28 protein-coding genes and 1 pseudogene are annotated in these 26,414 nt (G+C 36.4%); 19 read left to right on the top strand and 10 right to left on the bottom strand.

All coding sequences use genetic code 11. The features are described 5' to 3' along the window. Window positions 1-88: 88 nt before the first annotated feature. The 4 genes from AC1FXP_RS05905 (at window position 89) to AC1FXP_RS05890 (ending at window position 3,099) form a co-directional block, all read left to right on the top strand. A complete protein-coding gene (locus tag AC1FXP_RS05905) occupies window positions 89-631 on the top strand; it encodes a hypothetical protein (protein ID WP_480059336.1) in 543 nt (180 codons plus the stop codon). Window positions 632-775: 144 nt separating this feature from the next. After that, window positions 776-1,153: a c-type cytochrome gene (locus AC1FXP_RS05900; RefSeq protein WP_480059334.1), complete on the top strand. Its 378-nt coding sequence runs from the start codon at window positions 776-778 to the stop codon at window positions 1,151-1,153. A 117-nt stretch (window positions 1,154-1,270) separates the two neighbouring features. Next, window positions 1,271-1,981, top strand: coding sequence for a tRNA (adenine(22)-N(1))-methyltransferase (locus AC1FXP_RS05895; RefSeq protein WP_480059332.1), 711 nt, complete (start codon window positions 1,271-1,273; stop codon window positions 1,979-1,981). Beyond that, window positions 1,978-3,099, top strand: a complete 1,122-nt coding sequence (locus AC1FXP_RS05890; protein ID WP_480059330.1) for a Nif3-like dinuclear metal center hexameric protein — start codon at window positions 1,978-1,980, stop codon at window positions 3,097-3,099. The genes AC1FXP_RS05895 and AC1FXP_RS05890 overlap by 4 nt, the downstream gene beginning before the upstream one ends. A gap of 84 nt (window positions 3,100-3,183) precedes the next feature. Here AC1FXP_RS05890 and AC1FXP_RS05885 read toward each other — a convergent pair whose 3' ends face one another. The 3 genes from AC1FXP_RS05885 to vrrA all read right to left on the bottom strand — a co-directional run bounded on the left by AC1FXP_RS05885 (window position 3,184) and on the right by vrrA (window position 5,540). Further along, window positions 3,184-4,128 (bottom strand): 4-hydroxy-3-methylbut-2-enyl diphosphate reductase, encoded by a 945-nt coding sequence (locus AC1FXP_RS05885; protein ID WP_480059329.1) that lies wholly within the window; start codon window positions 4,126-4,128, stop codon window positions 3,184-3,186. A 175-nt stretch (window positions 4,129-4,303) separates the two neighbouring features. Further along, on the bottom strand, window positions 4,304-4,798 hold the full coding sequence (locus AC1FXP_RS05880) for a CarD family transcriptional regulator (protein ID WP_034625011.1): 495 nt from the start codon (window positions 4,796-4,798) through the stop codon (window positions 4,304-4,306). A gap of 139 nt (window positions 4,799-4,937) precedes the next feature. Next, window positions 4,938-5,540, bottom strand: coding sequence for a VrrA/YqfQ family protein (vrrA, locus tag AC1FXP_RS05875; protein ID WP_480059327.1), 603 nt, complete (start codon window positions 5,538-5,540; stop codon window positions 4,938-4,940). A gap of 249 nt (window positions 5,541-5,789) precedes the next feature. On the opposite strand from vrrA, the gene AC1FXP_RS05870 reads away from it, so the two are divergent. After that, complete coding sequence (locus AC1FXP_RS05870; RefSeq protein WP_480059325.1) at window positions 5,790-7,136, top strand: DEAD/DEAH box helicase; 1,347 nt, start codon at window positions 5,790-5,792, stop codon at window positions 7,134-7,136. Window positions 7,137-7,158: 22 nt separating this feature from the next. Continuing rightward, a complete protein-coding gene (locus tag AC1FXP_RS05865; RefSeq protein ID WP_480059515.1) occupies window positions 7,159-8,049 on the top strand; it encodes a deoxyribonuclease IV in 891 nt (296 codons plus the stop codon). Between the two features lie 116 nt (window positions 8,050-8,165). Here the strand turns inward: AC1FXP_RS05865 and AC1FXP_RS05860 are convergent, their stop codons facing one another. Next, window positions 8,166-8,429, bottom strand: a complete 264-nt coding sequence (locus AC1FXP_RS05860; RefSeq protein WP_480059323.1) for a DUF2624 domain-containing protein — start codon at window positions 8,427-8,429, stop codon at window positions 8,166-8,168. A gap of 179 nt (window positions 8,430-8,608) precedes the next feature. Between AC1FXP_RS05860 and AC1FXP_RS05855 the strand changes: the two genes are divergently transcribed. The 3 genes from AC1FXP_RS05855 to AC1FXP_RS05845 all read left to right on the top strand — a co-directional run bounded on the left by AC1FXP_RS05855 (window position 8,609) and on the right by AC1FXP_RS05845 (window position 11,716). Further along, window positions 8,609-9,748, top strand: coding sequence for a two-component system sensor histidine kinase NtrB (locus AC1FXP_RS05855; protein WP_480059321.1), 1,140 nt, complete (start codon window positions 8,609-8,611; stop codon window positions 9,746-9,748). Between the two features lie 349 nt (window positions 9,749-10,097). Next, window positions 10,098-10,850 (top strand): metal ABC transporter ATP-binding protein, encoded by a 753-nt coding sequence (locus AC1FXP_RS05850; RefSeq protein ID WP_480059319.1) that lies wholly within the window; start codon window positions 10,098-10,100, stop codon window positions 10,848-10,850. Continuing rightward, window positions 10,850-11,716, top strand: coding sequence for a metal ABC transporter permease (locus tag AC1FXP_RS05845; RefSeq protein WP_480059317.1), 867 nt, complete (start codon window positions 10,850-10,852; stop codon window positions 11,714-11,716). Before AC1FXP_RS05850 ends, AC1FXP_RS05845 begins: the two co-directional genes overlap by 1 nt. 224 nt (window positions 11,717-11,940) lie before the next feature. Here the strand turns inward: AC1FXP_RS05845 and AC1FXP_RS05840 are convergent, their stop codons facing one another. Together AC1FXP_RS05840 and ppx are read right to left on the bottom strand one after the other, a co-directional pair. Next, window positions 11,941-14,064 carry an RNA degradosome polyphosphate kinase gene (locus AC1FXP_RS05840; RefSeq protein ID WP_480059315.1) on the bottom strand — a complete coding sequence of 708 codons (2,124 nt, stop codon included), beginning with the start codon at window positions 14,062-14,064 and terminating at the stop codon, window positions 11,941-11,943. A gap of 61 nt (window positions 14,065-14,125) precedes the next feature. Continuing rightward, the gene (ppx, locus tag AC1FXP_RS05835) at window positions 14,126-15,685 is read right to left on the bottom strand and encodes an exopolyphosphatase (RefSeq protein WP_480059313.1); all 1,560 of its coding nucleotides are present in this window, start codon (window positions 15,683-15,685) and stop codon (window positions 14,126-14,128) included. Window positions 15,686-15,833: 148 nt separating this feature from the next. Here ppx and AC1FXP_RS05830 point away from each other — a divergent pair, with 148 nt between their 5' ends. The 5 genes from AC1FXP_RS05830 to AC1FXP_RS05810 all read left to right on the top strand — a co-directional run bounded on the left by AC1FXP_RS05830 (window position 15,834) and on the right by AC1FXP_RS05810 (window position 19,136). Beyond that, complete coding sequence (locus AC1FXP_RS05830; protein ID WP_480059311.1) at window positions 15,834-16,604, top strand: metal ABC transporter ATP-binding protein; 771 nt, start codon at window positions 15,834-15,836, stop codon at window positions 16,602-16,604. A gap of 3 nt (window positions 16,605-16,607) precedes the next feature. Further along, complete coding sequence (locus AC1FXP_RS05825) at window positions 16,608-17,471, top strand: metal ABC transporter permease (RefSeq protein ID WP_480059309.1); 864 nt, start codon at window positions 16,608-16,610, stop codon at window positions 17,469-17,471. A 27-nt stretch (window positions 17,472-17,498) separates the two neighbouring features. After that, window positions 17,499-18,326: a metal ABC transporter permease gene (locus AC1FXP_RS05820; protein ID WP_480059307.1), complete on the top strand. Its 828-nt coding sequence runs from the start codon at window positions 17,499-17,501 to the stop codon at window positions 18,324-18,326. 18 nt (window positions 18,327-18,344) lie between these two features. Next, entirely contained in the window at window positions 18,345-18,758 is a 414-nt protein-coding gene (locus tag AC1FXP_RS05815) for a Fur family transcriptional regulator (protein ID WP_480059305.1), read from the top strand. A 159-nt stretch (window positions 18,759-18,917) separates the two neighbouring features. Continuing rightward, on the top strand, window positions 18,918-19,136 hold the full coding sequence (locus AC1FXP_RS05810) for a DUF1540 domain-containing protein (RefSeq protein WP_480059303.1): 219 nt from the start codon (window positions 18,918-18,920) through the stop codon (window positions 19,134-19,136). 32 nt (window positions 19,137-19,168) lie between these two features. On the opposite strand, the gene AC1FXP_RS05805 is transcribed toward AC1FXP_RS05810, so the two are convergent. Further along, entirely contained in the window at window positions 19,169-19,744 is a 576-nt protein-coding gene (locus tag AC1FXP_RS05805) for a hypothetical protein (RefSeq protein ID WP_480059302.1), read from the bottom strand. Window positions 19,745-19,905: 161 nt separating this feature from the next. Between AC1FXP_RS05805 and AC1FXP_RS05800 the strand changes: the two genes are divergently transcribed. Next, window positions 19,906-20,367 carry a DUF4190 domain-containing protein gene (locus AC1FXP_RS05800; RefSeq protein WP_480059301.1) on the top strand — a complete coding sequence of 154 codons (462 nt, stop codon included), beginning with the start codon at window positions 19,906-19,908 and terminating at the stop codon, window positions 20,365-20,367. Window positions 20,368-20,419: 52 nt separating this feature from the next. Here AC1FXP_RS05800 and ispG read toward each other — a convergent pair whose 3' ends face one another. Continuing rightward, window positions 20,420-21,514, bottom strand: a complete 1,095-nt coding sequence (gene ispG, locus AC1FXP_RS05795) for a flavodoxin-dependent (E)-4-hydroxy-3-methylbut-2-enyl-diphosphate synthase (protein ID WP_480059513.1) — start codon at window positions 21,512-21,514, stop codon at window positions 20,420-20,422. Window positions 21,515-21,666: 152 nt separating this feature from the next. Beyond that, window positions 21,667-22,017 (bottom strand): hypothetical protein, encoded by a 351-nt coding sequence (locus AC1FXP_RS05790; protein ID WP_480059299.1) that lies wholly within the window; start codon window positions 22,015-22,017, stop codon window positions 21,667-21,669. 116 nt (window positions 22,018-22,133) lie between these two features. On the opposite strand from AC1FXP_RS05790, the gene AC1FXP_RS05785 reads away from it, so the two are divergent. The 3 genes from AC1FXP_RS05785 to AC1FXP_RS05775 all read left to right on the top strand — a co-directional run bounded on the left by AC1FXP_RS05785 (window position 22,134) and on the right by AC1FXP_RS05775 (window position 25,118). Beyond that, window positions 22,134-23,369, top strand: coding sequence for an MFS transporter (locus AC1FXP_RS05785; RefSeq protein ID WP_480059297.1), 1,236 nt, complete (start codon window positions 22,134-22,136; stop codon window positions 23,367-23,369). 132 nt (window positions 23,370-23,501) lie between these two features. After that, entirely contained in the window at window positions 23,502-24,377 is an 876-nt protein-coding gene (locus AC1FXP_RS05780; RefSeq protein ID WP_480059295.1) for a DUF1002 domain-containing protein, read from the top strand. A gap of 93 nt (window positions 24,378-24,470) precedes the next feature. Then, window positions 24,471-25,118, top strand: coding sequence for an NfeD family protein (locus tag AC1FXP_RS05775; protein WP_480059293.1), 648 nt, complete (start codon window positions 24,471-24,473; stop codon window positions 25,116-25,118). Between the two features lie 104 nt (window positions 25,119-25,222). On the opposite strand, the gene AC1FXP_RS05770 is transcribed toward AC1FXP_RS05775, so the two are convergent. Beyond that, complete coding sequence (locus AC1FXP_RS05770) at window positions 25,223-25,990, bottom strand: DUF1189 domain-containing protein (protein ID WP_480059291.1); 768 nt, start codon at window positions 25,988-25,990, stop codon at window positions 25,223-25,225. 177 nt (window positions 25,991-26,167) lie between these two features. On the opposite strand from AC1FXP_RS05770, the pseudogene AC1FXP_RS05765 reads away from it, so the two are divergent. Next, window positions 26,168-26,413 (top strand): annotated as a pseudogene (locus tag AC1FXP_RS05765) (Na/Pi symporter); the annotation flags it as partial. Window position 26,414: the final 1 nt, after the last annotated feature.

Genomic DNA, 26,414 nt, shown 5'->3' with positions numbered 1-26,414 from the left:
TATAGTCGATTGCTTGTGACTATATTGATAATTGGAATCAGGCCTTTTGGCTTGCCTCTGATTCGATCATTGGCTAGCAGGGGGATATATGAATAAGATGGACGAGAATAGAAAAAGAATCATTATTAACGAAATTAAGAATTGGAAATCCACAAACCTACTTCCTGAGAAGTATTGCGATTTTTTGCTTACTCTCTATACAGAAGGTGAGCATGAGTTAATAGAAAATAGCGAGAAGCAATCAACTCTAATTAGAAGGTATACACGATTAACTCTTTTCATGGTACACCTTTTGTTTTTATTAACAATTCTTGTCATTTATTTTACCGATTTTTCGGTAGCAATGCAAATAGCAATTGTTGTTCTATTTATAACTGCCATCCTATTGGTTGCTAGTAAATCAACAAATTCAATTGTTTCTTCTTATTACTACATGGTTACAGCACTTATTTTTTATTTGTTAACTGTAGAAATAGTAATGGGGGCAGTTGGAAATACAAATTATATTATACATCTTTCAATTTTTCATTGTCTTGTTTGGCTCTTAGTCGGTTGGCGATATTCGTTACGAATCTTTACAATTGCGGGAGCTGTAGGCTTTTTGTTATCATTACTTTTCTTGTTTAGCTAAAAGAGTGACAAAAAAAGTAAAACTGAAAAGATCCCTTTTCTTTATGGACAATATCAAGTAGAATGAGAATGGAATCTTTAAAAGCGTCTACATAGTTGTTTGACGATATGTGTGATCCGATACTATTTAAAGGAGGATATGATAATGAAAGGTAGACCACTATTACCATTTGCTATCACTGCTATTGTTGGTATTTTGCTTATGGTAGCACTTTCATTTGTTGGACTTGATCAGCGTGCGCAAATGAACGCTGATGATACAGAAGAGGCTGAAGAAGTAACAGAATTTGAAGATCCTATTACAGCTGGTCAAGAACTTACTCAACAATCATGTATTGGCTGTCATGGTGGAGACTTGGGCGGAGCATCAGGTCCAGCAATTAATGCGCTTGACGGAAAATATTCAGTGGAAGAAATTGCTGATATCATTACAGGTGGTTATGGAAGCATGCCAGCTATCACAAACTTAAATGATGTGGAAGCTGATGCAATTGCTCAATATTTGTTAGCAGAATCCGAATAATATGAAGACGAGAGTGGTTGGTGACTCTCGTCTTTTCTCTATATTTAGAAATGGATGAAATTGGGTAAAGTACATAGATAAAGTAAAACTAAAAATGAAGCATAATAGGTGATACAAATGAATGAAAAGCAATTGTCAAAAAGGCTAGTACGAGTGGCAATGTATGTACCAAAGGGAGCAAAGGTAGCAGATATTGGCTCAGATCATGCGTACTTGCCATGTTATTTATGTATTAAGGACCCAGAACTTACAGCTGTTGCTGGTGAAGTAAATGAAGGGCCATATCAATCAGCTAGAAAACAAGTAAAAAAATTAGGTTTAACAGAAAAAATAGATGTGAGAAAAGGGAATGGTCTTGAGGTTATTAATTGTGGCGAAGTTAATACGATTACGATAGCTGGAATGGGTGGGGGACTTATTACTACCATTCTAAATGAGGGAAAGGAAAAACTAGAAGGGGTAGAAACCTTGATCTTGCAGCCTAATGTATCAGCTAATATCATCAGAACATGGCTTTTGCATAATGAATGGGTACTAGTTTCAGAAGAAATTCTTGAAGAAGACGAAAAGATCTATGAAGTTCTAGTTGCGAAGCGAGGAAATGATGAATCATTGTATGAAGATCAAAAAGAACAGAAACTTTTGCTCGGTCCATTTTTAATGCAAGAAGTAAATCCTGCCTTCAAGAAAAAATGGCAGTATGAAGTTGATAATTGGAAGAGAATATTAGCTCAGTTTGAAAAAGCCAATGCAAATGAACAAGTTGAAGAAAAAAGAAAGAATTTACTGAATCAAATTAACATGGTTGAGGAGGTATTACGTAAATGAAAAAATATATTAATGGTCAAGCTCTCATCCAGCACTTTGAATCATGGTCTCCTAAGTCGTTAGCTGTTGAAGGTGATAAAAATGGGTTAATGGTCGGTACATTAAACAAAGAGATAAAAAAAGTGATGATTGCCTTAGATGTTTTAGAAGATATTATAGATGAAGCGATTGAAAAAGAGGTCGATCTCATTATTGCTCATCATCCTTTGTTATTTAGACCATTAAAAAAAGTAGACTTAGATACCCCACACGGAAGAATCGTAGCAAAAGCTATTAAATATGACATAGCTATTTATGCAGCGCATACAAATTTAGATGTTGCTAAGGGCGGAGTAAATGATATGATGGCTGAAGCGATTGGTTTGACAAATACAGAAGTACTTTCGCCTACTATTACTACAGCATTAAAAAAAGTTGTTGTATTTGTTCCAGAGACTCATGCTCTGCAAGTACGAGAAGCAATGGGGCACGCTGGTGCTGGGTATATAGGGAATTACAGTCATTGCACATTCAACAGCATTGGACAAGGAATGTTTCAACCCGAAGAAGGAACTAATCCTTTTATTGGTGAAAAAGGAAGGGTTGAAGTTGTTGAGGAAGTAAAAGTGGAATCCATTATACCTGCACACCTTCAAAATAAAGTTGTTAGAGCAATTATAAAAGCCCATCCATATGAAGAACCGGCATATGACATTTATCCGTTAGAGAATAAAGGAGAGGTACTAGGCCTAGGTCGTATAGGTTTGCTTGAGTCAAAAATGACCTTAGCTGAATTTGCGGAACTTGTGAAAGAAGCTTTCGGGGTGAAAGGGGTCAGAGTGGTCGGTGAATTAACAGCAAGTGTACAAAAAGTTGCTGTTCTTGGTGGCGATGGAAACAAATATATGAAAGAAGCTATTTTTAAAGGTGCTGACGTATTTGTAACTGGTGATGTATACTATCATGTTGCTCATGATGCGATGATGGATGGCTTACATATTGTTGATCCAGGGCATAACGTTGAGAAGATCATGAAAAGCGGTGTGAAGAAATTTTTTGATGATTTCCTTGAACAATCAAAGTATCAGACTAAAGTTATTACTTCTGAACCAAATACTGACCCATTTCAATTTCTATGAACTACTCCTCAAAAGAGGATGAATTAAACAGGGGGTGTCTCAAAGGTCTGTTTTTGACCTTTTGATACACCCCCTTTCTTTTGTTTAGCTTTTTGCCTTGACTTTCGGTAATATTTTTTGTAGAGACACCTTCCGTTCAGGATTCCAAACAGCACCTTCTTTTGGATCATATTGCTCTAAAAAGACAATCACTTCTTTTGTTATTGGTGTTGGTGTCGAAGCACCCGAGGTAACACCGACGGTTTGAACTCCTTGAAACCATTCTAGTTGAAGCTCAGTTATATCGCCAATACGATAAGCCTTTGTTCCAGCAATTTGTTCTGATACTTGAGCTAATCGATTTGAATTATTGCTTTTAGGATCTCCAACAACAATCACAAGATCACATTCTTTTGCTTGCTCTGCAACAGCTTCCTGTCGTACTTGTGTAGCTAAACAAATTTCATTATGGACTTCAGCGCTTGGATAAGCTTCCATTGCCTTTTTCATAATGTCACTAACATCCCACTGACTCATAGTAGTTTGATTTGTGATAATAATTTTGTCCGTTGCAATCTCTAAATTCTGGACGTCTTCGATGGATTCTACAAGATGTACGGAATTAGGTGCGACACCAATCGCGCCTTCAGGTTCAGGGTGTCCTTTTTTACCAACATAAATGATTTCATAACCTTGTGCTACTTGTTCACGTATTAAATCGTGAGTACGAGTTACATCAGGGCATGTTGCATCAACAACTGTTAGTCCTTTTTCTTTTGCAAGCTTACGAACTTCCGGCGATACGCCATGTGCGGTAAAGATAACTGTTCCTTTATCTACTTGCTTTAATATTTCCACACGGTTTGGTCCGTCTAATGAAATAATCCCATCTTCTTCAAATGCATCTGTAACATGTTTGTTATGAACGATCATACCTAAAATATAAATAGGTCTCGGCAAGTCTAAGTTTGCGGCAGCTTGTCTTGCAAGCACCATCGCATCAACTACGCCATAACAATATCCTCTTGGAGAAATTTTCTTTACTTTCATGAAAGGCCTCCTATAATAAGACTCATCTGTGACGAGTAGTAAGTAAAATATGAAAGAAAACAAGATCAGGCTGTCTCAGTGGTATTTTGCCCCACAAGAAGTGAGACAAAACATAGGAGACAGCCTTAGTTTTCCTGCTATATAGTATAATGTAGTTTCCCTCAAGTGACAATGCTTACGCTTCTTTTAACTCAATAAGTGCATCGTCAATGAATTCATAAGCTTGCTCTTCAGTCATATCATTGACGAGTACAAGTTCACTAGCAATCATTTGCCTAGCTTTTTGTAAATGATTACGGTCTTGAATGTGGAGGCCGTTTGCCCTTTCTGTTTGCTTTCTTGAAAGAGATGAAATAAGATGAGCAGCGTCAATAATACTTCCGCTCTTTAAGAGATTTTCGGTTTCACGAGAAAAATGACTTGTAGAAGGCGGGATATCAGGCCCGTTCTGCAGGGCATCTACAAGTGAATCTAACTCTGATTGGTCTATCACTTTACGCAAACCAGAATCGTTTATCTTGCTTTCTGGAAGCATAAGCTTCACATCAACGAGCGGAAAGTTAAGAATAAAATAAGAGTGAGTTTCTCCTAATACATCCTTTTCTTCAATATCTTGAATTGTTCCTGCTCCGTGATAAGGATAGACAACGTGGTCACCAACTTTAAACATGGGCATTCCTCCAATCGAGTAGTAACCTTAGTGTAACACAAAAAAATACAAAAGTAAATTTTACTATCATTGTGCGATTCTTGTCAATAAAAAAATGACATGAATCTTTAGTTATATCGTTAGTATCTTTTTACTTTGGTTAAATATACAATTTTGGACCAGGAATTCCCTTAATACTTTTTGGTCTAAAAGAAGTATGATGTGATGATGAGTCGATGTCGTTTGTTTGAAAATGGTCAAAAGAGGTGCTAGTCAAAACAGATGAATCATCCGGCTCTTCAATGTTAACCTTCGTACTCTCTTCATCTACTGTTGCCTTTATGGAACTGTCATCAATAGGACTGTCTTCTTCTGAATTATTACTCATCATAATTTTCCAGATAGTTGGTGCGTTTCGAATGAGTGGTCCGTACTGTTGAATCATCGGAACAACCTGATGAGTTAACCCTAAAACTTTCTGAGCATTAGTTAGCACCGTAGAGAAATTCATTCCCCCTCCACCAGCTGATGAAAAACCACCCATCATAGGGTTTCCTGCTACTCCTTGAGCTCCACCTAATCCTCCGAATATTCTAGAAAGAAAGCCCCCTCCTCCTCTAAATGCGTGATTACCTGCTCCGCCTAAAACATTTGCAGCTTGAGAAGGTACGCCATGCGAGAACATATTTGCTGTATGTGACATTCCTTGCATTGGGGCTTGCATAGGCATTGATCCAAATGGGGGACCGAAAAATGGTTGCATGATTAAGTCTCCTTTCCTAGTATCAACAGATTTTATAAGTGTACCGACTTCTAATTTTGGGGAAAGTAGAAATAAGGATACATAAACTCTTATAACAACTATATGCAACAGTTTGTTGTGCGGTGAGAATGATGCAGGTATTAACAAGTGAAAGAACGAGTTTAAAGCTTAACTAAAATAGTAAGTTCTAACAATGTATGATAAAATGAAGTATTGCACAAATGGCATCGGAAGGAAGTTGAAATGTAAATGAAATCAGAAAATTTTAAGCGATTTGAACTTAAGCCCTTTTTAATTGAGGCGTTAAGTGACCAAGGATTAACATTGCCGACAGAAATACAAGAACGTCTAATACCTGCAATTAGAAACGGGAGGGATGTTATCGGTCAATCTCAAACTGGAACAGGGAAAACTCTTTCATTTCTGTTACCAATTCTAGATAAGATTAATCCTGCGATTAATGAAGTACAAGCTGTTATTACGGCACCAACTCGAGAACTTGCTGGTCAGTTATTTGATGAATTGAAGAAACTTCTGGACTTTTGTCCAGAAGATGAGCAAATTCAGGCAAAGTTGTTAGTTGGTGGAACGGATCGTTCACGCGCAATAGAGAGTTTGAAAGTACAACCGCATGTTGTTGTAGGAACGGCTGGACGGATAGGAGATTTAATCGATGATCAGGCCCTTCAAGTATATACAGCAACCATGCTTGTAGTAGATGAAGCGGATCAAATGCTTGACATGGGTTTTATTGCAGATGTAGATAAAGTTGCTTCAAGAATGGCAGAAAAGTTGCAAATGATGGTGTTTTCCGCAACGATTCCAGAAAAGCTTCAACCATTCTTAAAAAAATATATGACAGAACCGCGTCATGTTCAAGTGGAGCCTAAGCATGTAACTGCATCGAAAATCGAACACCGAATTATTCCGCTTAGACATCGTGAGAAGATTACATTTGTTGTAGATATTGCAAAATCAATTACCCCATATTTAGCAATTGTTTTTACAAATACAAAAGAGCAAGCTGATGAAGTTGCAGATGCAATGTTAGCAGCCGGTTTAAATGTCGAACGTCTTCATGGCGGTTTGCAACCTAGACAACGTAAGCAAGTAATGAAGCAAGTTAAGGATGTAAAAGTACAGTATCTTGTAGCTACAGATTTGGCAGCACGTGGAATTGATGTGAAAGGTGTAACACATATTATTAATTATAATATCCCGAAGGATCTAGATTTTTATGTTCATCGTGTTGGACGGACAGCTCGAGCTGGATTAGATGGAATTGCATTTACGATCTATGAAGATCATGATCAGCAGGCAATTGAGAAGCTTCTAAAACGTGGCATTTCATTTACCTATTATGATTTTAAACAAGGCAATTGGACACAACTTGACCGTCCGCCACTTGGCGTACCTGGAAAGAAAAAGACAGTTCGTACAACCGAAACAACTGTAACAAAACCGAAAGAGCAAAAACGTACAGGCGGGAAAGCAGTAGCAAGACCTAAAAACGTAAAGCCTGGTTATAAGAAAAAAGCACGCTTTAAGCAAGCAAAAGAAGAACAAAGACAAAGAAGAATTAAAAAGAAAAAGTAAGTGTAGGAGAGAAGAAATTATGATGGTTAAACTCGGTTCTCATGTTTCAATGAGTGGAAAAAAGATGTTACTTGGGGCAAGTGAAGAAGCAGCCTCATACGGATCAAATACATTTATGATTTATACAGGGGCACCACAAAATACAAGGCGCAAAGCTATTGAAGAATTAAATATTGAGGCAGGATTATCTCATATGAAAGAAAATGGGATGACTGATATCGTTGTTCATGCCCCGTATATTATAAATATTGCTAACACTACAAAGCCAGAAACATTTGAATTAGGAGTACGCTTTTTGCGTTCTGAAATTGAACGCACAGAAGCTCTTGGTTCGAAGCAAATCGTTTTGCATCCTGGGGCGCATGTTGGGGCTGGAACTGAAGCTGGTATTCAAAAGATTATTGAAGGGCTAAACGAAGTGTTTGAAGAAAAACGTAATGTACAAATTGCACTAGAGACAATGGCTGGAAAAGGATCGGAATGCGGTCGAACGTTTGAAGAACTTGCATCCATCATTGATGGTGTTACGCATAATGAACGTTTGTCTGTTTGCTTTGATACATGCCATACACATGATGCAGGCTATGACATTGTGTCTGATTTTGATGGCGTACTTGATTCTTTCGACCGTATTATAGGGCTCGATCGTTTAAAAGTCCTTCATATTAATGATAGTAAAAATGAGCGAGGTGCAGCAAAAGACCGTCACGAAAATATAGGATTTGGTCATATTGGTTTTAAAGCATTACATTACATTGTCCATCACCCTCAATTAAGTGAGGTACCAAAGATTCTTGAAACGCCATTCGTTGGCGAAGATAAAAAGAACAAAAAAGCACCTTATAAGCACGAGATTGAAATGATCCGTTCAGGGGAATTTGATGAGGATGTTAGGTCTAAAATATTAGGATAATGATTAAAAGCAGAAGGAATACCTTCTGCTTCTTGCCATTGGCATGTTCTTTTAGTTTATGTGTCAAAGTACAACTTGTTAATATTAATGATGTTTTGCTATGTTTAATGTTTAAATTAAAGGTATTGACTAAATTGCTGAAGCAATTGTTGCACAACTGAAGAAACATAAGGGTCTACTTCTGTTTGAAGACGATGAATCATTCTTTGGACTTGAGCTTGATTGGCAACATCAATTTGCTCTGATCTTAAAATGGAAATGACTTTTTCTGCTTGCTGCCTAGTAAGGTTAATATTGTACTGACTAGCTATGCTTAATAATTCATTAGCTGTTAATGAATTAACCTTATTGTTAACAAGTTGTTGCATGATTGCATTCATAAAAGCACCCCTTTGATCAAGTAACATAATGACAGTGTATGAGTTACTTGAAGAAAATGTGCAGAAAAAAAGGAAATTTTGACAGACTTATCGAATAAAGGATTGAAAGGTACCAATAGATTTCTAACTTATGTATAATTATGTCATAAATTGCTACAAGAAGAGGGGGGTGGGGCCTTATGGAAAATAAGCACCTAGACGAACAAATAGCCCCAAATAGGAATAACTCAATGTCAATGAATTCTTCGGTAACAAGTCAACTCTCATCAGCTCATCCATCGACACTTACGGAGGAAAAAATGATCGAACAACATTTTCTCATTGAAGAATTAGGTATTCCTTACCTAAAAGTAGATCGAAATTTACATATATTAAAGTGGAACCAAGCTTTTTTAGAAGTAACAAACATTAATGAAGCACAATTACGTGTTTGTACTATGGAGCATTTAAGTATAGATAATCCTTTTATTTTATTCAGCTTAGAACTTGTTCAAAAAGCATTGGTCACTAAGAGTAAACAAGTAGATGATTTTGAAGAAGATGAAATGTTATACCGTCTTAGAGTGATTCCATTTGAGGATGATGGAATGGTCTATCTTGTTTATGAAGATCGTTCTCTTCAAAGGCAGTTTGAAAATTTACTTACTTTTCACCACCAGATGGAAGCAGTCTCGCATATTGCTGCAGGAGTTGCGCATGAATTACGTAATCCTTTATCAGTTATTAAAGGTTTTTTGCAATTGGCGCAATTAACCAATGATCATCAAAAGTACTATGATACAATTATGTCAGAGATTAACCGAATGAATGGTATTCTTGAAGATTTTCTGTCGGTCTCTCGCAAAAAGATGGAGCGTAGGTGGCAATCTCCTGTTCAGATCATGAATTCCTTGATCGAGATTATGAAAGCGGAATGCCTTCTCCATGATGTAGAATTTAAACTTGACTTAGCAGAAACCAAAAAGCAAATATATGTGAATGAATCAATGGTGAAACAAGTTATGCTTAATCTATTACGGAACTCTGTAGAAGCTTTTGGGGAGTCAAATTCAAATCGAGTCCTCACTATTGAAACGAGTGTACAAGAGGAAAATTATATCATTCAAGTGAAGGATAATGGCAAAGGGATGCCTGAATCTGTTCTAAATCAATTAGGGAAGCCCTTCTTTACAACAAAAGAAAGAGGGACAGGGATAGGAATCCCGTTATGCAAGAAGATCATTGAAGATCATGGTGGCAGTTTTAAAGTAGATAGTACGTATAGTATTGGTACAAATGTAATTATTTCCTTACCATTAGGTAACCAAGAAAAAGCCTGACACCTATATTTAATAGGTCAGGTTTTTTTTGATATGTGAAATTGCGACCTCTATAGGCGCATGAAGCGTTTTCTAGAAGAGAAGAAATGAGGTTATACATTTACAACATTGTAAATAACGATTATAATTATTATAAGTAAAAGTTTACTTAGGGAAACTTTTCTGCCCTGTCCTAATTTTGCACCTTTTTATAAATTACCCATAAGATGTTGTGATAATAATTTTAAATGGGCTTAAGGATCATCTTCGTTGTATAAGTCCGATTGTCCATAAACGAACAAGGGAGTTTTTTCTCGAAAAAGTTGCGCTATGGCAACAATGGAAACTATCTTGATTGGAGGAAAAGCTGGTGAAAAAAGTTTTAGAAGTTGAATCACTATCTGTTTTTTATGAAAATAATCAAGCAGTTAAAGATATTAGCTTTCAAGCAGAAAAAGGAAGACTAATTGGGATTGTCGGTCCAAATGGTGCAGGTAAATCGACATTAATAAAAGCAATTTTAGGTTTAGAAAAAGCACAGGGGAAAGTAACGGTCTTAGGAGAGAAAGTAAATGATGTTAGAAAGCAGATATCATATGTTCCTCAGCGCAATCAAATTGATTGGGATTTCCCTGTTTTAGTGGAAGATGTAGTCATGATGGGGCGGTTTACGCATATCCCGTGGTATAAAAAAGCAGGAAAAAAAGATCAAGAAATTGTGATTGAGTCACTTGAAAAAGTGGGAATGCTAGAATACCAAAAGCGTCAAATTGGCGAACTATCTGGAGGACAGCAACAGAGAGTTTTCATTGCGCGTGCACTAGCTCAACATGCTGATTTATTCTTTTTAGATGAACCTTTCGTTGGAATTGATGTAACATCGGAAGAAATTATTATTAATCTACTTAGAGAAATTAGAAATGAAGGGAAAACGGTTTTTGTTGTACATCATGATTTAAGTAAAGTTGAACAATATTTTGATGAACTATTATTAATTAATAAAGAGCTGGTTGAATATGGTGAAGTGAAAAACGTCTATAAACCAGATATTCTATCCAAAACCTATAAGGGGAGCATTACCATGTTTGGAAACGATGAAAATATAATGGTGGTGAGTGAGTAATGAGTAACATTACAATGTTCATTGACCAAGTTATGCGGTATTCTTACTTACAACAGGCGTTAATCGCTGCAATTTTAGTTGGTATTATTTGTGGTGTGATCGGGTGTTTTATAATTTTACGTGGGATGGCTCTTATGGGCGATGCAATATCGCATGCTGTTTTACCTGGAGTTGTCATTGCCTATATGATTGGAGCGAGTTTCTTTATTGGAGCTACGATTACAGGTGTACTTACTGCTCTTGCAATTGGCTATGTATCTCAAAACAGTCGAATAAAAGATGATTCGGCTATTGGGATTATGTTTACCGCCGCTTTTGCATTAGGGATTGTGTTAATTACTGGACTACGTGGAACTGGTGTTGACCTATGGCATATACTCTTTGGGAATGTACTTGCGGTTTCTAGATCAGATCTTATGGTCACTGTAGGGATTGGCGCTTTTGTGTTATTAATGATTATTATTTTTTATCGAACACTGTTGTTAAGTACATTTGATCCCGTAATGGCTAAAGCAACGGGAGTACCTGTTCAACTCGTTCATTACTTGTTGATGCTCCTATTATCACTTGTTACAGTAGCGTCACTAAAGACTGTTGGAATAGTTTTAGTTGTTGCTATGCTTATCACACCAGGAGCTACAGCCTATTTATTAACTGACCGCTTGCCGGTTATGCTTGGTTTATCGGCTTTGATTGGAGTGATAGCTGCAATAGGAGGGATGTATTATTCAGTAGTATATGATGTAGCATCTGGTGCTTCTATTGTTTTAGTTGCTTCCGTATTATTTGGTTTAGCCTTTTTCTTCTCGCCAAAACAAGGGATTATTACAAGAAAATGGCGTGCCAGAAAAGTGCAAAGAGCATAAAAGGGGATGTACCAAAAGGTCTGTTTTTGACCTTTTGGTACATCCCCGCAGCAATGAGCGGAGTCGCTATATCTATTAAAAGACTTGAGAGGAGTGGGTTACTGCTCTCAAGTCGACTAGCGAACGGAGCTATTGCAACCTCTGTTCCGCGGACTTTGAAGTGACCCCTTAACAAAAGACAAAAGAATCGGTGTATTATGCCGGTTCTTTTGTCTTTTATATTCTTATTCCTCGATAGCTGTAAAACGAGAAGCCAGTTCGTGGAATGTAAGCTGACTTTGGATTGGTTGCTCATTTGTTGGTCGCTTAATATATTTGTAGCTCCCGTCTGCGTTTTGTTGACGTGCTTTTGTATTATCTTGAAGTGTAATAGTTAGTATCTCTTTGACACGCTCTTTATTACGCGGACTAACAATCGGAAATAAAAGTTCTATTCTTTTTTCCATATTTCTAGTCATCCAATCGGCTGAAGATAAAAATATTTTCTCAAATCCATTACTGTTAAAATAAAAAATCCGACTATGCTCTAAAAAACGGTCAACAATACTGAATACTCGGATATTCTCACTAACGTCTTTAATTCCTGGTCGTAAACAACATATACCTCTAACAATCAAGTCAATTTGTACCCCTGCTCGAGAGGCTTCATACAGTTTTAGAATAATTGGTTTATCTGATAGGGAGTTCATTTTTGCAATAATCTTACCGTTTCCATATTTTCTATGGTTTTTCATTTCTTCATCTATCAAATGAAGAAATTCTTCTCTAATTTCAAATGGGGCCGTTGACAGGTAATGCCATTTTGGTTTTTCGCTATAACCACTTAAATAATTAAAGAAATTCGTTGCATCTTCTCCGTATTTTTCACGTGAAGTAAAAAAACCAAGATCCGTATAGAGCATAGCTGTAGAATCATTATAATTACCTGTACCTAAATGAACGAAACGTTGGATGTGATCGTCTTGGTGTCGAACAACCAAAGTAATTTTACTATGAGTTTTTAATGAAGTTATCCCGTAAATGACATGCACGCCTGACTTTTCCAACTTTTTAGCCCATTGAATATTGTTTTCTTCATCAAAACGAGCTTTTAATTCGACAAGTACGGTGACTTGCTTCCCATTCTCTGCCGCAAGCGCTAATGCGTGAATGATCGGAGAATCACCGCTCACACGGTATAATGTTTGCTTAATTGCAAGTACTGTAGGGTCCTTAGCTGCACGTGTAACAAAGTCTATCACAGGCTGGAAGGATTCGTATGGGTGATGTAGGATGATGTCACGTTTTAAAATCGCTTGAAAAATATCATCTTCTCCAATTAAATCTTCTGGTGGTTGAGGGATTAAAGTTTCATTGGCTAAATGTTCGTTTTCTTTTGCAAGTTGTCCGTACAATTTAAATAAAAAGCTTAAATCAAGAGGTCCTTTATATGAGTAGACATCGTCTTGATGTAGTTCAAGGACATCTAATAACAAATTGAGAACGTTCTGATTCATTTGCCCTTCTTGCATTTCTAATCGAACAGCAGCCCCCCATTTACGCTTTTTAAGTTCCTTCTCAATTTCACTTAACAGATCGCGAGATGCTTCTTCATGAATCGTCATGTCAGCATTCCTTGTAATACGAAAAGGAGAGACAGACTTAACGGTAAACCCATTAAATAACGCACTTATAAAGTGACTGATAACTTCTTCAAGCAAAATAAATTGATCTTTTTGTTCTTTCAACTTAGGCAATTTAATAATTCTTGTTAATACGGAAGGAACTTGGACGATAGCTAGCTGGTCTTTTTCATTCTCGTCGCTTCCTAGTCGCCGTAAAATAACAGCTAAATTTAAGCTTTTATTTAATAGCATAGGGAATGGTCGGTAGGCATCTATCGCCATCGGAGTTAAAACAGGAAAAATATAATTTTGAAAACGTTCCTCTAAATAAGTGAGTTGTTCCTCTTCGCAATCTTGAATTGAAACAAACTGAAACCCTTCATGAAAGAGCAAAGGAATGATAGTTTCCGTATAAACCGTATCTTGTAAATGAACAAGTAAATGATTTTTGTCAGAAATATGCTTTAATTGTTGTTTTGGAGTTAGTCCAGCTTTATTCTCGGGACGGTTAAAACCAGCCTTTACTTGGTCTTTTAATCCAGCAACACGAACCATAAAAAATTCATCTAAATTAGAGCTGAAAATCGCTAAGAATTTTAGCCTTTCTAGAAGAGGATTACGTTCATCAATGGCCTCTTCTAAAACTCGCTCATTAAAAGCGAGCCAGCTTAACTCACGGTTGTTGTAAAAGGTTGGGTTATTAATAAGGTCAATGTGTTTTTGAATTAACTTATCCTTTTGCATGGGACTCAACCTCTCTGTTAAATTCTACATTTCATTTTAACAGTTGATTGTAAATTTTATGTTAAGATTTTAATTTCAGAACTTCTGCAGGCATGTATCTAAATTCAATTGGGTATTTAATAACACGTTCTAAATGTTTTTTATGTTTCGTTGCTTGTGCGTCTTCAAAAAAAGCATCAGCTTGGTGGTAAAGAATAATTGAAAGTTCGTCTTCATTTTGGACTACTTGTCCAATAGCTGTAATCACTTTTCTTCGTGTTCGATCTAATGAGTAAGCTAATTTTAAAATAGAACCTAAAAACTCAAAGTATTTAAGTTCTTGTTTATTAATAAGTTTGTTAAAGTTCTTTGCATATTGTTGCATTTGTGATTTTGATTTGTAAGAAGAGATCAATGCAATGGCCAAACGATCTCTATGCGACAATCCTTCAATGGTCATATTTGTTAAAAGATAGAAGGTGTTTTGGCTGCTAGCTTCATTATTTATATATTCTCCAATATAAAGTAACCTGGCACTATGGTTCAATAAAGTGACCGCATCACTTGGGTTGTGTTCCACAGGACAATATTCACGGGTCTTTGAGTATAGCTGGTGAGCAAGTAGCGATATATGATTTACATGTTCAACGTTCAATTCATAACTATTTGTAAGTTGATATAAACTTTCTTCGACTACATTTGGAAATCTGGTTGTCTCCATTGATTTTAACAGTTCCTCATAAAACACACCGTCGCGAAGGCCCTTTCGACTCATAACGAATGTGTTCGCGTTCACATGGTTTACAATCTGAGTAATCACCGTAGAAGCTGGAACGATAATATCAACTCGATCTTTCGATAATCCTTCCAAATCAAGACGTTCTTCAATAGTTGAATGCTGCAACGTTTTATTAATATCAAGTAACTCCTGCTTTGGAATTTCATATTGATGAAGACCTGCTAATGGATAACTCTCTTTACGTTGGTGAATGAGAGCAAGATTTCTAGCACTACCTCCAATGCCGATAACAGGGTAATCTTTCTTTTCCTTAAACCAAGGAAGAGTTTGTAACTGCTTTTTAATATACTCAGTAAGTAGAGCGATTGTTTCAGGTTCACCTTGGTCATCATTAAAAAATTGTTGGTATAACGTGATTGCTCCAAAAGGAAAGCTATGATAATGTTTTAATTCACGATTTTCAAATAAAGTTATTTCCGTACTACCTCCACCAATATCCACAGTAAAACCATTTTCTATATTTGTTGAATTAACAACAGCTAAATAGCCGTAAAATGCTTCTTCGTATTCCGAGAGAATACGAATTTGAAATCCTATCGTATCTTTCACTAGCTTTACGATTTTGTCGCGATTTTTTGCTTTACGCATAGCTGCTGTTGCGATAACGGTGATTTGACGAACATGATGAAAAAGAATGACATCTTTAAACCGTTTAAGTGTGTCTAATATTGTTTTTATTCCGACTTCAGATAAATTTCCATCCTCTTTAATATGAGCACTTAGTCTAGCAACGGTCTTAAAGTTATGTAATTCACTATAGTATCCATTGCTGTCAATATTATTAATCACTAAGCGAATAGAGTTAGACCCCATGTCAATAATGGCTACTTGTTTCTCTATCATGCTTTCCACCTCTTTTTCGTTGGTAAGTACGTTGATTATAACAAAATTTGTTACTAGCACCTAAAGGTAGACAGATTGAAAATAACCTTTATAATAAGTAAGGACAGATAATAAATCGTAATTGTTCTTATAAAAGGGGAGAGTACTTGTGAATATACCTGAAACAAATGATGCTATACAAATAAAGAATATCTCCTTTCAGTATGGTAATCAAAATGTACTGGAAAATGTATCTCTACAAATAAAAAAAGGTTCGTTTCTTGGGTTAGTTGGACCAAATGGATCAGGGAAATCGACGTTAATTAAATTGATTTTAGGGTTAATCCCCCTTCGAACTGGAGAAATTAGATTGTTTGGCGAACGTGTTTCGAAATTCAAGAAGTGGGAACGAATTGGATTTGTTTCGCAAAAAGCGAATAGTTTTAATTCAGGCTTTCCTGCTACAGTGTTTGAAGTCGTTTCTATGGGGTTATACGGAAAAGTTGGCTTGTTGCGTTTTTTAAATCGTAAACATAAGCAACTCGTTCGGGATGTAATTGAACAAGTTGGAATGACTAAATTTATGCATAAAAATATTGGCGAGTTATCTGGTGGACAGCAACAACGAGTTTTTATCGCTCGTGCACTTGTAAGTGAGCCAGAATTACTCATCCTTGATGAACCAACAGTTGGAGTGGATTCAGCTAGCGTTAGGCAGTTCTACGATATGCTTGATCAACTGAATAAGGAAAAAAAGATTACCCTTATCCTTGTAACTCATGATATAGGTGTAATGACAGATCATGTTACTGATGTAGCTTGTCTAAATAAGACACTTCATTTCCACGGAAATACAGCAGATTTCGAGGGGAACCAAGATTTATCGTCATTTTATGGTCATGATGTTCATTTAGTTACCCATAATCATGGGGGGCATTAAAAGATGTTAGAAGCTTTTTTTCGTTATGAGTTTTTGCAAAATGCTTTTTACTCTGGATTGCTTATTGGACTGCTTGCCCCATTATTAGGAGTTTTCTTAGTTGTACGCCGACTAGCTTTAATTGCAGATGCTTTGTCGCATATTACATTATCAGGAATTGCGGCCAGCCTGTTTCTTGCTAAACATGTTGTCTTCTTTCAAGGACTCAATCCTTTATATATGGGATTGATTTTTTCTGTTGGGGGTTCATTACTAATTGAACAACTTAGAAGCGCTTATAAATTCTATAAAGAAATTGCTATTCCTATTATTTTATCTGGTGGAATTGGGCTTGGGGTTGTATTCATTTCAATGGCTGATGGATTTAATAATGATTTATTTAATTATTTATTTGGTAGTGTAATTGCCGTTAGTCGTTCTGATTTGTGGACTATTTGTATCATTACAGTTGTCGTATTAATTGTTTTAATTCTTTTTTATAAAGAACTATTCTTCTTGTCGTTTGATGAAGAGCAAGCGAAAGTCTCTGGGGTTAATCGTAAATTGGTTAATTTTATATTCATCGTTATGGTTGCACTTGTCATTGCAGCTTCTATGAGAATAGTTGGTATTCTTCTTGTTTCTGCACTAATGACTTTACCTGTAGCAGCAGCTATGAGGTTGGCAAAAGGGTTTAAGCAGATGTTTTTATATTCAATTTTCTTTGGGGAAATAGCAGTAGTTACAGGTTTAATTTCTTCTTTTTATTTAGATTTGGCACCTGGTGGAATGATTGTTATGATTTCAGTTTTGATATTACTTATTGTCATTGCGGTAGAGTCTGGTCTAAGGATAGTTCGAGGAATTGTCGTGAAAAAAACGAGCTAAAAAAATAAGAATAGGGGCTCTATATCGATGGAATTTTTATCAAACCTTACGTTTATTGAAAGAGGAGTTATGGCTGGGCTAGTTATTGGCATAATCGCTCCAATTGTCGGATCATTTTTACTTGTTCGCAGAATATCAATCGTAACAGAGTCAATTTCTCATATTACTCTAACGGGTATTTCTGCAGGGGTGTTTTTAGGAACAATGGGACCTCTCTTTCAGAACATTAATCCAATGTATATGGGAGTGGTCTTTGCACTTATTGGTGCATTAATTACTGAACGATTAAGAGATATGTATCGTCATTTTCAAGAATTGGCTGTCCCCATTATTTTGTCGACAGGGATTGGGATGAGTGCGATCTTTATAAGTCTTGCTCGGACAGGATATAATGAGTGGTATACTTATTTATTTGGAAGTATTGTAAGTGTAACGATTAGTGATGTACAATTTATTATATTTACTGCTATTTTTGTTTTATTCATCATTTTCTTATTTTATAAGGAATTTATATTGAGCTCATTTGATCAAGAGTATGCGCAGGTTTCAGGTATCTCAATGAAATTCATCAATTTTGTCTTTGCGCTATTAATTGCTTTGGTTATTTCAATGTCAATGAAAGTAGTAGGGATTTTACTCGTTGGAGCTCTTGTGGTTATTCCTGTTGCGGCAAGTGTACAAATTTCCAAAAGTTTCAAGCAACTGATTTTATTCAGTATTATTTTTGCACAAATTTCAATTTTATTGGGGTTATATTTTTCTTACCAATTTAATATTGCAACAGGTGGAATGATTGTATTAACTAGCATAATTGTATTACTAGTTGTTTTATTACTAAAAAGCATTAAACGATAAATGAATGGAGGGCTTATCTTGAACGTAGAAGAGGCAATGGCGCTCTTAAAAGATAAAGGATATAAGCATACTGGGAAAAGAGAAGAAATGTTACATTTTTTCGCAGATCAAAAAAGGTATTTATCTGCCAAGGATGTACTAGAACGTCTACAAAGTAATTATCCTGGGATGAGCTTTGATACGATTTACCGAAATTTATCTTTATTCGCAGAACTCAATATATTAGAAGAGACGGAACTTGAAGGGGAGAAGCGTTTTCGATTTAGCTGTTCAACTTCAAATCATCATCATCATTTAATCTGTTTAGAATGTGGAAAAACAAAACATATTGAGAACTGTCCTATGGACTCAATTAATCAAAAATTTCCAGATTTTCAAGTTACGGGACATAAGTTCGAAATTTATGGTAAATGTGAAAATTGTATACAATAACTTATGGTGCAAAAGCAGTCCTTGTTCAAGCAAAGTAGTTGTTTGTTTTAGGGTGAATTTTGCACCTTTTCTATTAGGAAGGCATTATTAAGTGCCAAATTTTGAAATACATGAATTGTAGGTCTTGTTCAATCCTAAATTGTAGGAGGGGATGATACTATGGCAAAGCCAATGGTGAAATGTAATGTAGCAAACTGTTCTTTTTGGGGAGAAGGCAATAAGTGTCAAGCTGAATCGATTCTTGTTGAAATAGACTCACATTCAAATCGTGACTATTCAATGGAAGCAGGAGAAGAGCCTTATGAAAAAGCTGAACACAAGGATTCTGCTCACACCATAAAAGAAACATGTTGTCATACCTTCCGTCCAAAAGAGTAAAGAGTAGGGACTGGCTATCTTGCCAGTCCTTTTTACGTTGTTTCCTTTAGCCAATTGTCGACCCACTCTTTTGCTTCTACCCAGTTGTTTGCTCTAATAACATTTTTAGGAGAAGGTAGTCGGTTATACGGTGTATCCATTAAAATAACAGGTATTTTAAATTCTTCTGCAATTGCGACCGCATTATCGTGTTTGTCTTCAAAAAAGATATCTAATTGATGTTCTCTAACAGCATCAAGCTTATCATGCTTTCCTACTAGTTCAATGTGATCATAAGGAACAGACTTTGTCAGGAACCAATTTTGTGTGATTTCAGCTAAGTGAGATCTTCTTGCAGTTATATAAATAAGATCATGATGTTTTGTCCATTCATGTAGTGTTAATTCTGCATGTGCAGCTAATTCTGCCTCTTTATATATGAGACCTTCATGTTTACCCATCCAATCCCAAAATTGTTTCTCTGATATATCAAGAACGGATGTTAGGTCATATTCGGTTAAATCATCTAACGTTAACGATTTCTTGAAATGTCTGTTTAAATACGGGATAAATGTATTTGGATCAGTGACAGTACCGTCTATATCCAATCCCATTCTTTTCTTTATCATTTTTCGTCACCTCATCAAAAATCCTTGTATTCTTTACCTTACACGAAACTAAGCTGTTGGTCTAGTGAGTTTCCTCTGCATGAAAAGATTTACACCGATAATTCTTTTTGTCTGCGTCATACTATAACTGTTCCCCGAAAAAAAGAAAGTGAGGGATTCGTATGGCAGACCGAGAACATCCGAAAGATGAACCAATAAGGTTGGTTGATGAAGACGATCGTTCTTTAACATTGGTTAATAACCATGTTGAAGGAGGACAATATGAAAACGGGAGAGAAGATTCCCGTGACCTTTCATTAAGAGAAGAAGAAAAAGATGAACCATTCGTTACAAATTTCCAAGAGGAAACAGCTGCAGAATATGCAACAGTGAATGGGATGGCAGAAAGGGATGATACAGCCGAAGCAAACGTAGATGATGCTACTGCAGGACGTGGCGTCGGAACATTTGCGATTGTACTTTCCATTTTGTCTTTATTCTTCTTGCCAGTATTGCTTGGGGCAGCTGGTATTGTAATAGGTTTTGTTTCGCGTCGTTATGGCTCCACAACGCTTGGTAACTGGGCGATTGGAATTGGTGCCGTTTCGATTCTCATGACAGTCTTTTTCTCCCCATTTTTCTAACTAGATAATGGGAGAACGGGGAACAAACAGAGAAAAAGCATAAGCGATAAGCTTATGCTTTTTCTAATTCACGCTGCTTTTTAAAGTGTTCCTCAGCAATTTTATCAATTTCAATTTTTAACTCTTCAACCATTGTTTCTTCAGGCACTTTTCTAACGATTTCACCTTTCATGAAGAGAAGCCCTTCGCCACGTGCACCAGCTATCCCGATATCGGCTTCACGTGCTTCGCCAGGCCCGTTAACAGCACAACCAAGAACGGCAACCTTTATTGGTGCTTTAATGCTTGCGATATACTCTTCAACCTCATTAGCAATGCTTATTAAATCAATTTCAATTCGACCGCAAGTTGGACATGAAATAAGTGTTGCTGCATTGGCTGCAAGGCCAAAAGATTTTAACAATTCACGAGCTACTTTTACTTCTTCAACAGGATCAGCACTTAAAGAAATACGTACAGTATTACCAATTCCCATATTCAGTATAGCCCCTAAACCAGCAGCACTTTTAATTGTCCCAGCAAATAACGTTCCTGATTCTGTAATTCCCAAGTGAAGTGGATAATCAAAAGCTTTTGCTGCTTTTTCATATGCTTCAATCGCTAAATTAACATCCGATGCTTTCATGGACACAATGATGTCATGAAAATCAAGATCTTCAAGTATTTGGATGTGATGAAGGGCACTCTCTACCATGCCATCTGCTGTTGGATATCCATATTTATCAAGGATGCGCTTTTCTAGGGAACCAGCGTTTACCCCAATACGAATAGGAATGCCTTTTTCTTTTGCTGCTTTAACAACGGCTTCCACTTTGTGGCGTTTTCCGATATTTCCTGGATTAATACGAATTTTATCGGCTCCACCTTCGATTGCTTTTAGTGCAAGTTTATAATCAAAGTGAATATCAACAACAAGAGGTATGTTAATTTGTGCTTTAATATCCGCAATAGCTTCTGCTGCCCTCATATCAGGACAAGCTACACGAACAATCTGACATCCAGCTTCTTCAAGTCGCTTGATTTCAGCAACTGTTGCTTCGACGTCATGTGTTTTTGTCGTTGTCATACTTTGGACGATAACTTCATTATTGCCACCGATAGTCAAATTCCCTACCTTGACGGGGCGTGTTTTTGTACGATGTATTATTTCGGTCATTGACCAATCGCTCCTTTATTTCGAAGAGTTACTCTTCACCTAGTCTTAAATAAGACAATCGCCTTCATTTTATCAATGTCCGTAATTGTTTGGCAAGGATAAAGTGAAGACGATCTTATCTAAATAACTATATTGTTGTTCATTTAGTAATATATAGGGAACAAGTATTTTTTTCCTATTTGAATTTCCTCTGGTTTGGTCCCGCCATTTAAAGTTTCAAAATCATGAACAATTTCTTGGATGGTGGCTGAAAGAGGACCTTCATGAAGGTGCTCTACAATTGATAAGACAGTATGACCAGGTTCAACGATTATTTCTTTAAATGGTTCAAACTCTTCGACAAAGGTTTCTTGAATTTCCGTTTCATCCAATTCTTCTATTTGTGAAGGAGTAGCGGTATGTGAAAGTCCGTTGGGTAAAGTTCCAATAGTTAGATCATAATAAGTGCTGTATAAAATAACGAGGATTATGAAAAAAGTTCCAATCCGTTTCATTGAGCTTGTCCTCCTTAAATTGCCATTTCATATAAAAGTATATGTAGTTTAAGGATGATTATGACAAATTAGAGGAAGAAGTTTCTAAACGAATAAATTTGAAAGGAGTGAATACAATGGAGGATGCTCGGCCGTCTTACATACTTTTTTTCATAGGACTTCTCCCTTTTATAATGGCTATTGGTAATTCTATGTTTATTCCTTTACTGCCACAGATGCAAGTGGATATGGGGTTAACAACAGTGGAAGGTGGCTGGCTTTTAACGAGCTTTTCCATTCCTGCTGCCCTTCTTGTTCCACTTGGTGGTATATTATCTGATCGTTATGGCAGAAAAAGAATTGCTCTTATTGCCCTACCACTTATTATAATTGGTTGTATGATTAGTGCTTTCGCTGGAATGATGGGTAACTCAGCTGGAGCTTTTGAGATCATGATGTTTGGACGGGTTCTGCAAGGGATTGGAGCAGGTAGTTTAACTCCTTTAGCAATGGCATTTATCACAGATCTTTTTGAAGGAGAACAAAGAGTTCGTGCCTTGGGGACGATTGAAGTATTTAATGGGGCAGGTAAGGTTATTAGCCCGATCGTGGGGGGAGTTATTTTAGCTTTTTCTTGGTACTTTAGTTTTGTATTTTATTTAGCAATCTCTCTTTTTGCTTTTGTAGGGATTATTACTTTCATCCGTGTAAAGAAAGCGCCTTTTAAAGCGAAGGAAAAGAACATCAAAAAATGGCAGAGATTAAAAGGGCTATTTCTTAATCATTGGAGATGGCTGACCCCGATCTTCACATTTGGATTGATTGGGATGTTCCTTTTATTTGGTTATTTATTTTACTTTTCGTATTTACTCGAAATTAGTGCTGACTTTTCATCTTTTTTAAATGGGTTTTTGCTTGCTTTTCCACTATTGATGTTAACTATTCTCTCCTATGTAACAGCGCGAATATTAAGAGGGAATGCGAATAACTACAAACGTGCCTTTATTTACGGGGGATTAATTATGACATTCGGTTCTGTTATGATGATTATACAACAATTATTACATTGGTTTGTTATTTCAATGGCTATTTATGCAATTGGTTTCGGTATTGTCCTTCCAGCAGCAAATGCAGCTCTGGCCTCCATTGTGTCAGAAAAGGAAAGAGGGACTGTATTTTCTTTTTACTCAATGCTACGATTTTTGGGAGTTGCTCTAGGACCGCTCTGCTTTGGTTTCTGGATAAGTAATGTTGAACAAATGATGTTTACGGCCTTGTTTTTTGTCACTTTTAATGTTCTTATCTTGTTATTTAGTTGGAAATGCTTCCCTGTGGGAAAAGAATGTCTTGTCACGGATCTTTCACGTATCTAGAAGAAAATTGGTACTAAGGTACCTTTTTATTATAGTGGAAAAAGTGTTTCTTATTTAGTAGGGATCTCGTCTAATTCACGAGAACTGACTTAGCGATAAAAATCGTGGTGGCCACAAAAGGAGAAGATGAAAATGAAATTGATTTGGAAAAAATATTTAGCTCTTACACTAGTTTTTGCACTTGTGTTTCCAATGTTTGTTTTAGCTGATGCTATACCAGGAGATGTAATCATTACTCTTGGTGAGGATTTATCTGAAACACAAAAACAAGCTCTACTGGATGAGATGGGGGCAACGCAAGAAGATACGATTATTTATGTGACAAATGAGGAAGAACATCAATATTTAGGTAATTACATTAGTGCATCTAGAATTGGAACAAACGCTTTATCCTCTTCAAAAATCACCCTTGGTGAAGAAGGGGCAGGATTGGCAGTTGAATCCAATAATATTAACTGGGTTTCGGATGAGATGTATGCTAATGCTTTAATTACAGCTGGTGTAGAGGACGCTGATATATACATTACAGCTCCAATACCTGTTTCTGGAACAGCAGCTTTAACAGGGTTAATTAAAGCATATGAAATTGCTACGGAGATTGAAATTCCAGAAGAGCAAAAGCAAATTGCAAATGAAGAATTGATACGTACTGGTGAATTAAGTGATTCGATCGGAATGGAAGAAGCGACAGAACTGATGAATCGAATTAAAGAAGAAATTGCCAATAACCCTGTTGAAACAGAAGAGGACCTTAGAGAGCTAATTCGTCGCGTTGCTGCTGAACTCGGTATTACGTTAACTGATGAAGAATTGAACGGATTGGTTTCCCTCTTTATGAGAATGAAAGACCTTAACATTGACTGGAATCAAGTTCAAGATCAAATTTCAAGGGTGCGAGATAATTTGGGAGAATTTTTAAATCGGGAAGATACGCAAGGGTTTATTAAGAATTTTCTTGATTTAATTAATCGGCTAATTGATTCCCTTCGTGGTTTATTTAGTTCATAATGAGAGAGGGAGAACCTCTCTTTTTTTGATTGAAAATTTAATGAAACGAATGTACTGACATGACCGTACATAACATTGAAAGGAGGCAGGGGAATGGAATGGCTAGATTCACCTAGTATAGGGTTTATCGTCGTATTTTTAGGAACATTATTTTTAATTGGAGAGTTATTAGTAAGAGTTAAAGGACTATTTGCTATTCTAGGAATTGCAATAATGGCAATGTATTTCTCTTACCACATTACAGGTGATGTAGGCTTATGGGTTGTGATTTTATATATCGTAGGTCTAGCATTAATCGTAATAGATGGAAAAGTGATTACTGATGGAACTGTAGCATTATTAGGGGTCGTATTAATGATCATTGGCTTAGCAGTCCCAGCCCCATCTTTCATATATGGTGTATTAGTTTCAATGGGGTTTATCATTGGAGGGTTTAGTTCAGCATTGTTTTTAAAGGTCTTTCCATCACGGAATTTATGGGCAAAAATGACGTTGAAAGATAAACTAACTAATGAGTTGGGCTACAATTCCATTAATGAAAAATACCATCAACTTGTCGGAAAAAGAGGAAGAACAATCAGTTCATTCAGGCCAACTGGTACGGTCGAGATTGAAGGAGAGCAATATAGTGCAACAAGTGGTGGAAGTTGGATTGAAGCAAATCAGGATATCATTGTCATGTCGGTAGATGGTACAAGAATTTTAATTAAACCATTAGAGGAAGAAGAAAAGCAAGAGTAGGAGTATCTAGGAGTATCAATGTAGTGAAAGGTATGTTAGGAGGGGTTATCCCACTTTGGGGATAACCCTTTATTTAAGTTGTTGTAAGGTCCTCGTCTTTTTAGCTAGGATGTGCTGCGCTTAGGAATAGGGATAGACCTAATCGCTACAAGAACAATTATAAAGGTTGATAATGCAAACGCAGTAAACGGTATAGGGAAGATAAGAATATCTATCCAATATAGTAAGATGACCGGCAGTGTGAGTGCGTGTGCGGTGATAATCCACGTATGGCGATATTCTAACTTTCTTTTTCCTTTAATAAAAAGAGCTAGAAAAGCTAGAATGGTAATACTTAAAAAGCCTAGACCAGCAAGTCCTACAAATAATAAACTTGTTATGATCGTTAATAAGATCGGCAAGAAATTTAAAAGTTGACTAATACGAAGTGAGAGATCTTCTTTAGAAAGCTCCTGTAAGCCGAGGAGTGAATAAGAGATCGATTGAATTTGTCCATGCGAGATAAAAAGAAATTCCCTTTGCTGTAATGCAATACCCTCGTCTAGCTCCAATAATTCTCTTTCTGATAACGAATTAGCAGGGTCAATTAGGAAAAAGCCATCACTCACTTCATCGGTAATGTAGACCTCTTCCTCTTCCAAAAATAATGTACCTTCAACTAGATGAAAGTCAGGTAAATCATTTTCTAAAATACGATCAAGCTGTTGTACGCTTGAAACAATAGTAATATTTAAAGAGATAAAATAAGGGATACTCGCAATAAATATAATCATTAAGACAAATCCAATTGTTGTCGTTATTGGTCGAAAGCGAGAATATGCAATCACTTTTCTATTGTAGAAGCTTTTAATAAACCATTCCCAGTAACTCATTTGTTCACCTCTTTCATACTCCGTTATTTTAACGAATTGCGGTTAAAAATGCTATCATTGAATTTCAATTACAGAGGGCTTTTTGAAGAAAATCATGAATTATTGAAATAAAGATGATTTTTAATAATTTATAGTTTACAAACCCTTGATGAATGCTTAATAACAGACAGGGTGTTCATGTTTTTTGGTGAACTTGGTATTTTCCTTTTTGGTATTAAATACAAGGGGGATGGGTTACAAAAGGTTGCTGGTGATGGATTGCGAGATGTTCTAGATAAGTTTACGACAAATCCTGTTATGGGGGTATTTGCAGGACTATTTGTAACGGTACTTCTTCAAACAAGTACGGGGACCACCGTCTTAACCATCGGTCTTGTTAATGCAGGTTTTATGACTCTCAAGCAAGCGATTGGGGTTATTATGT

Source organism: Halalkalibacter sp. HAAS-P013, assembly GCF_056619925.1.
This window is presented reverse-complemented; position numbering and strand designations above follow the sequence as displayed.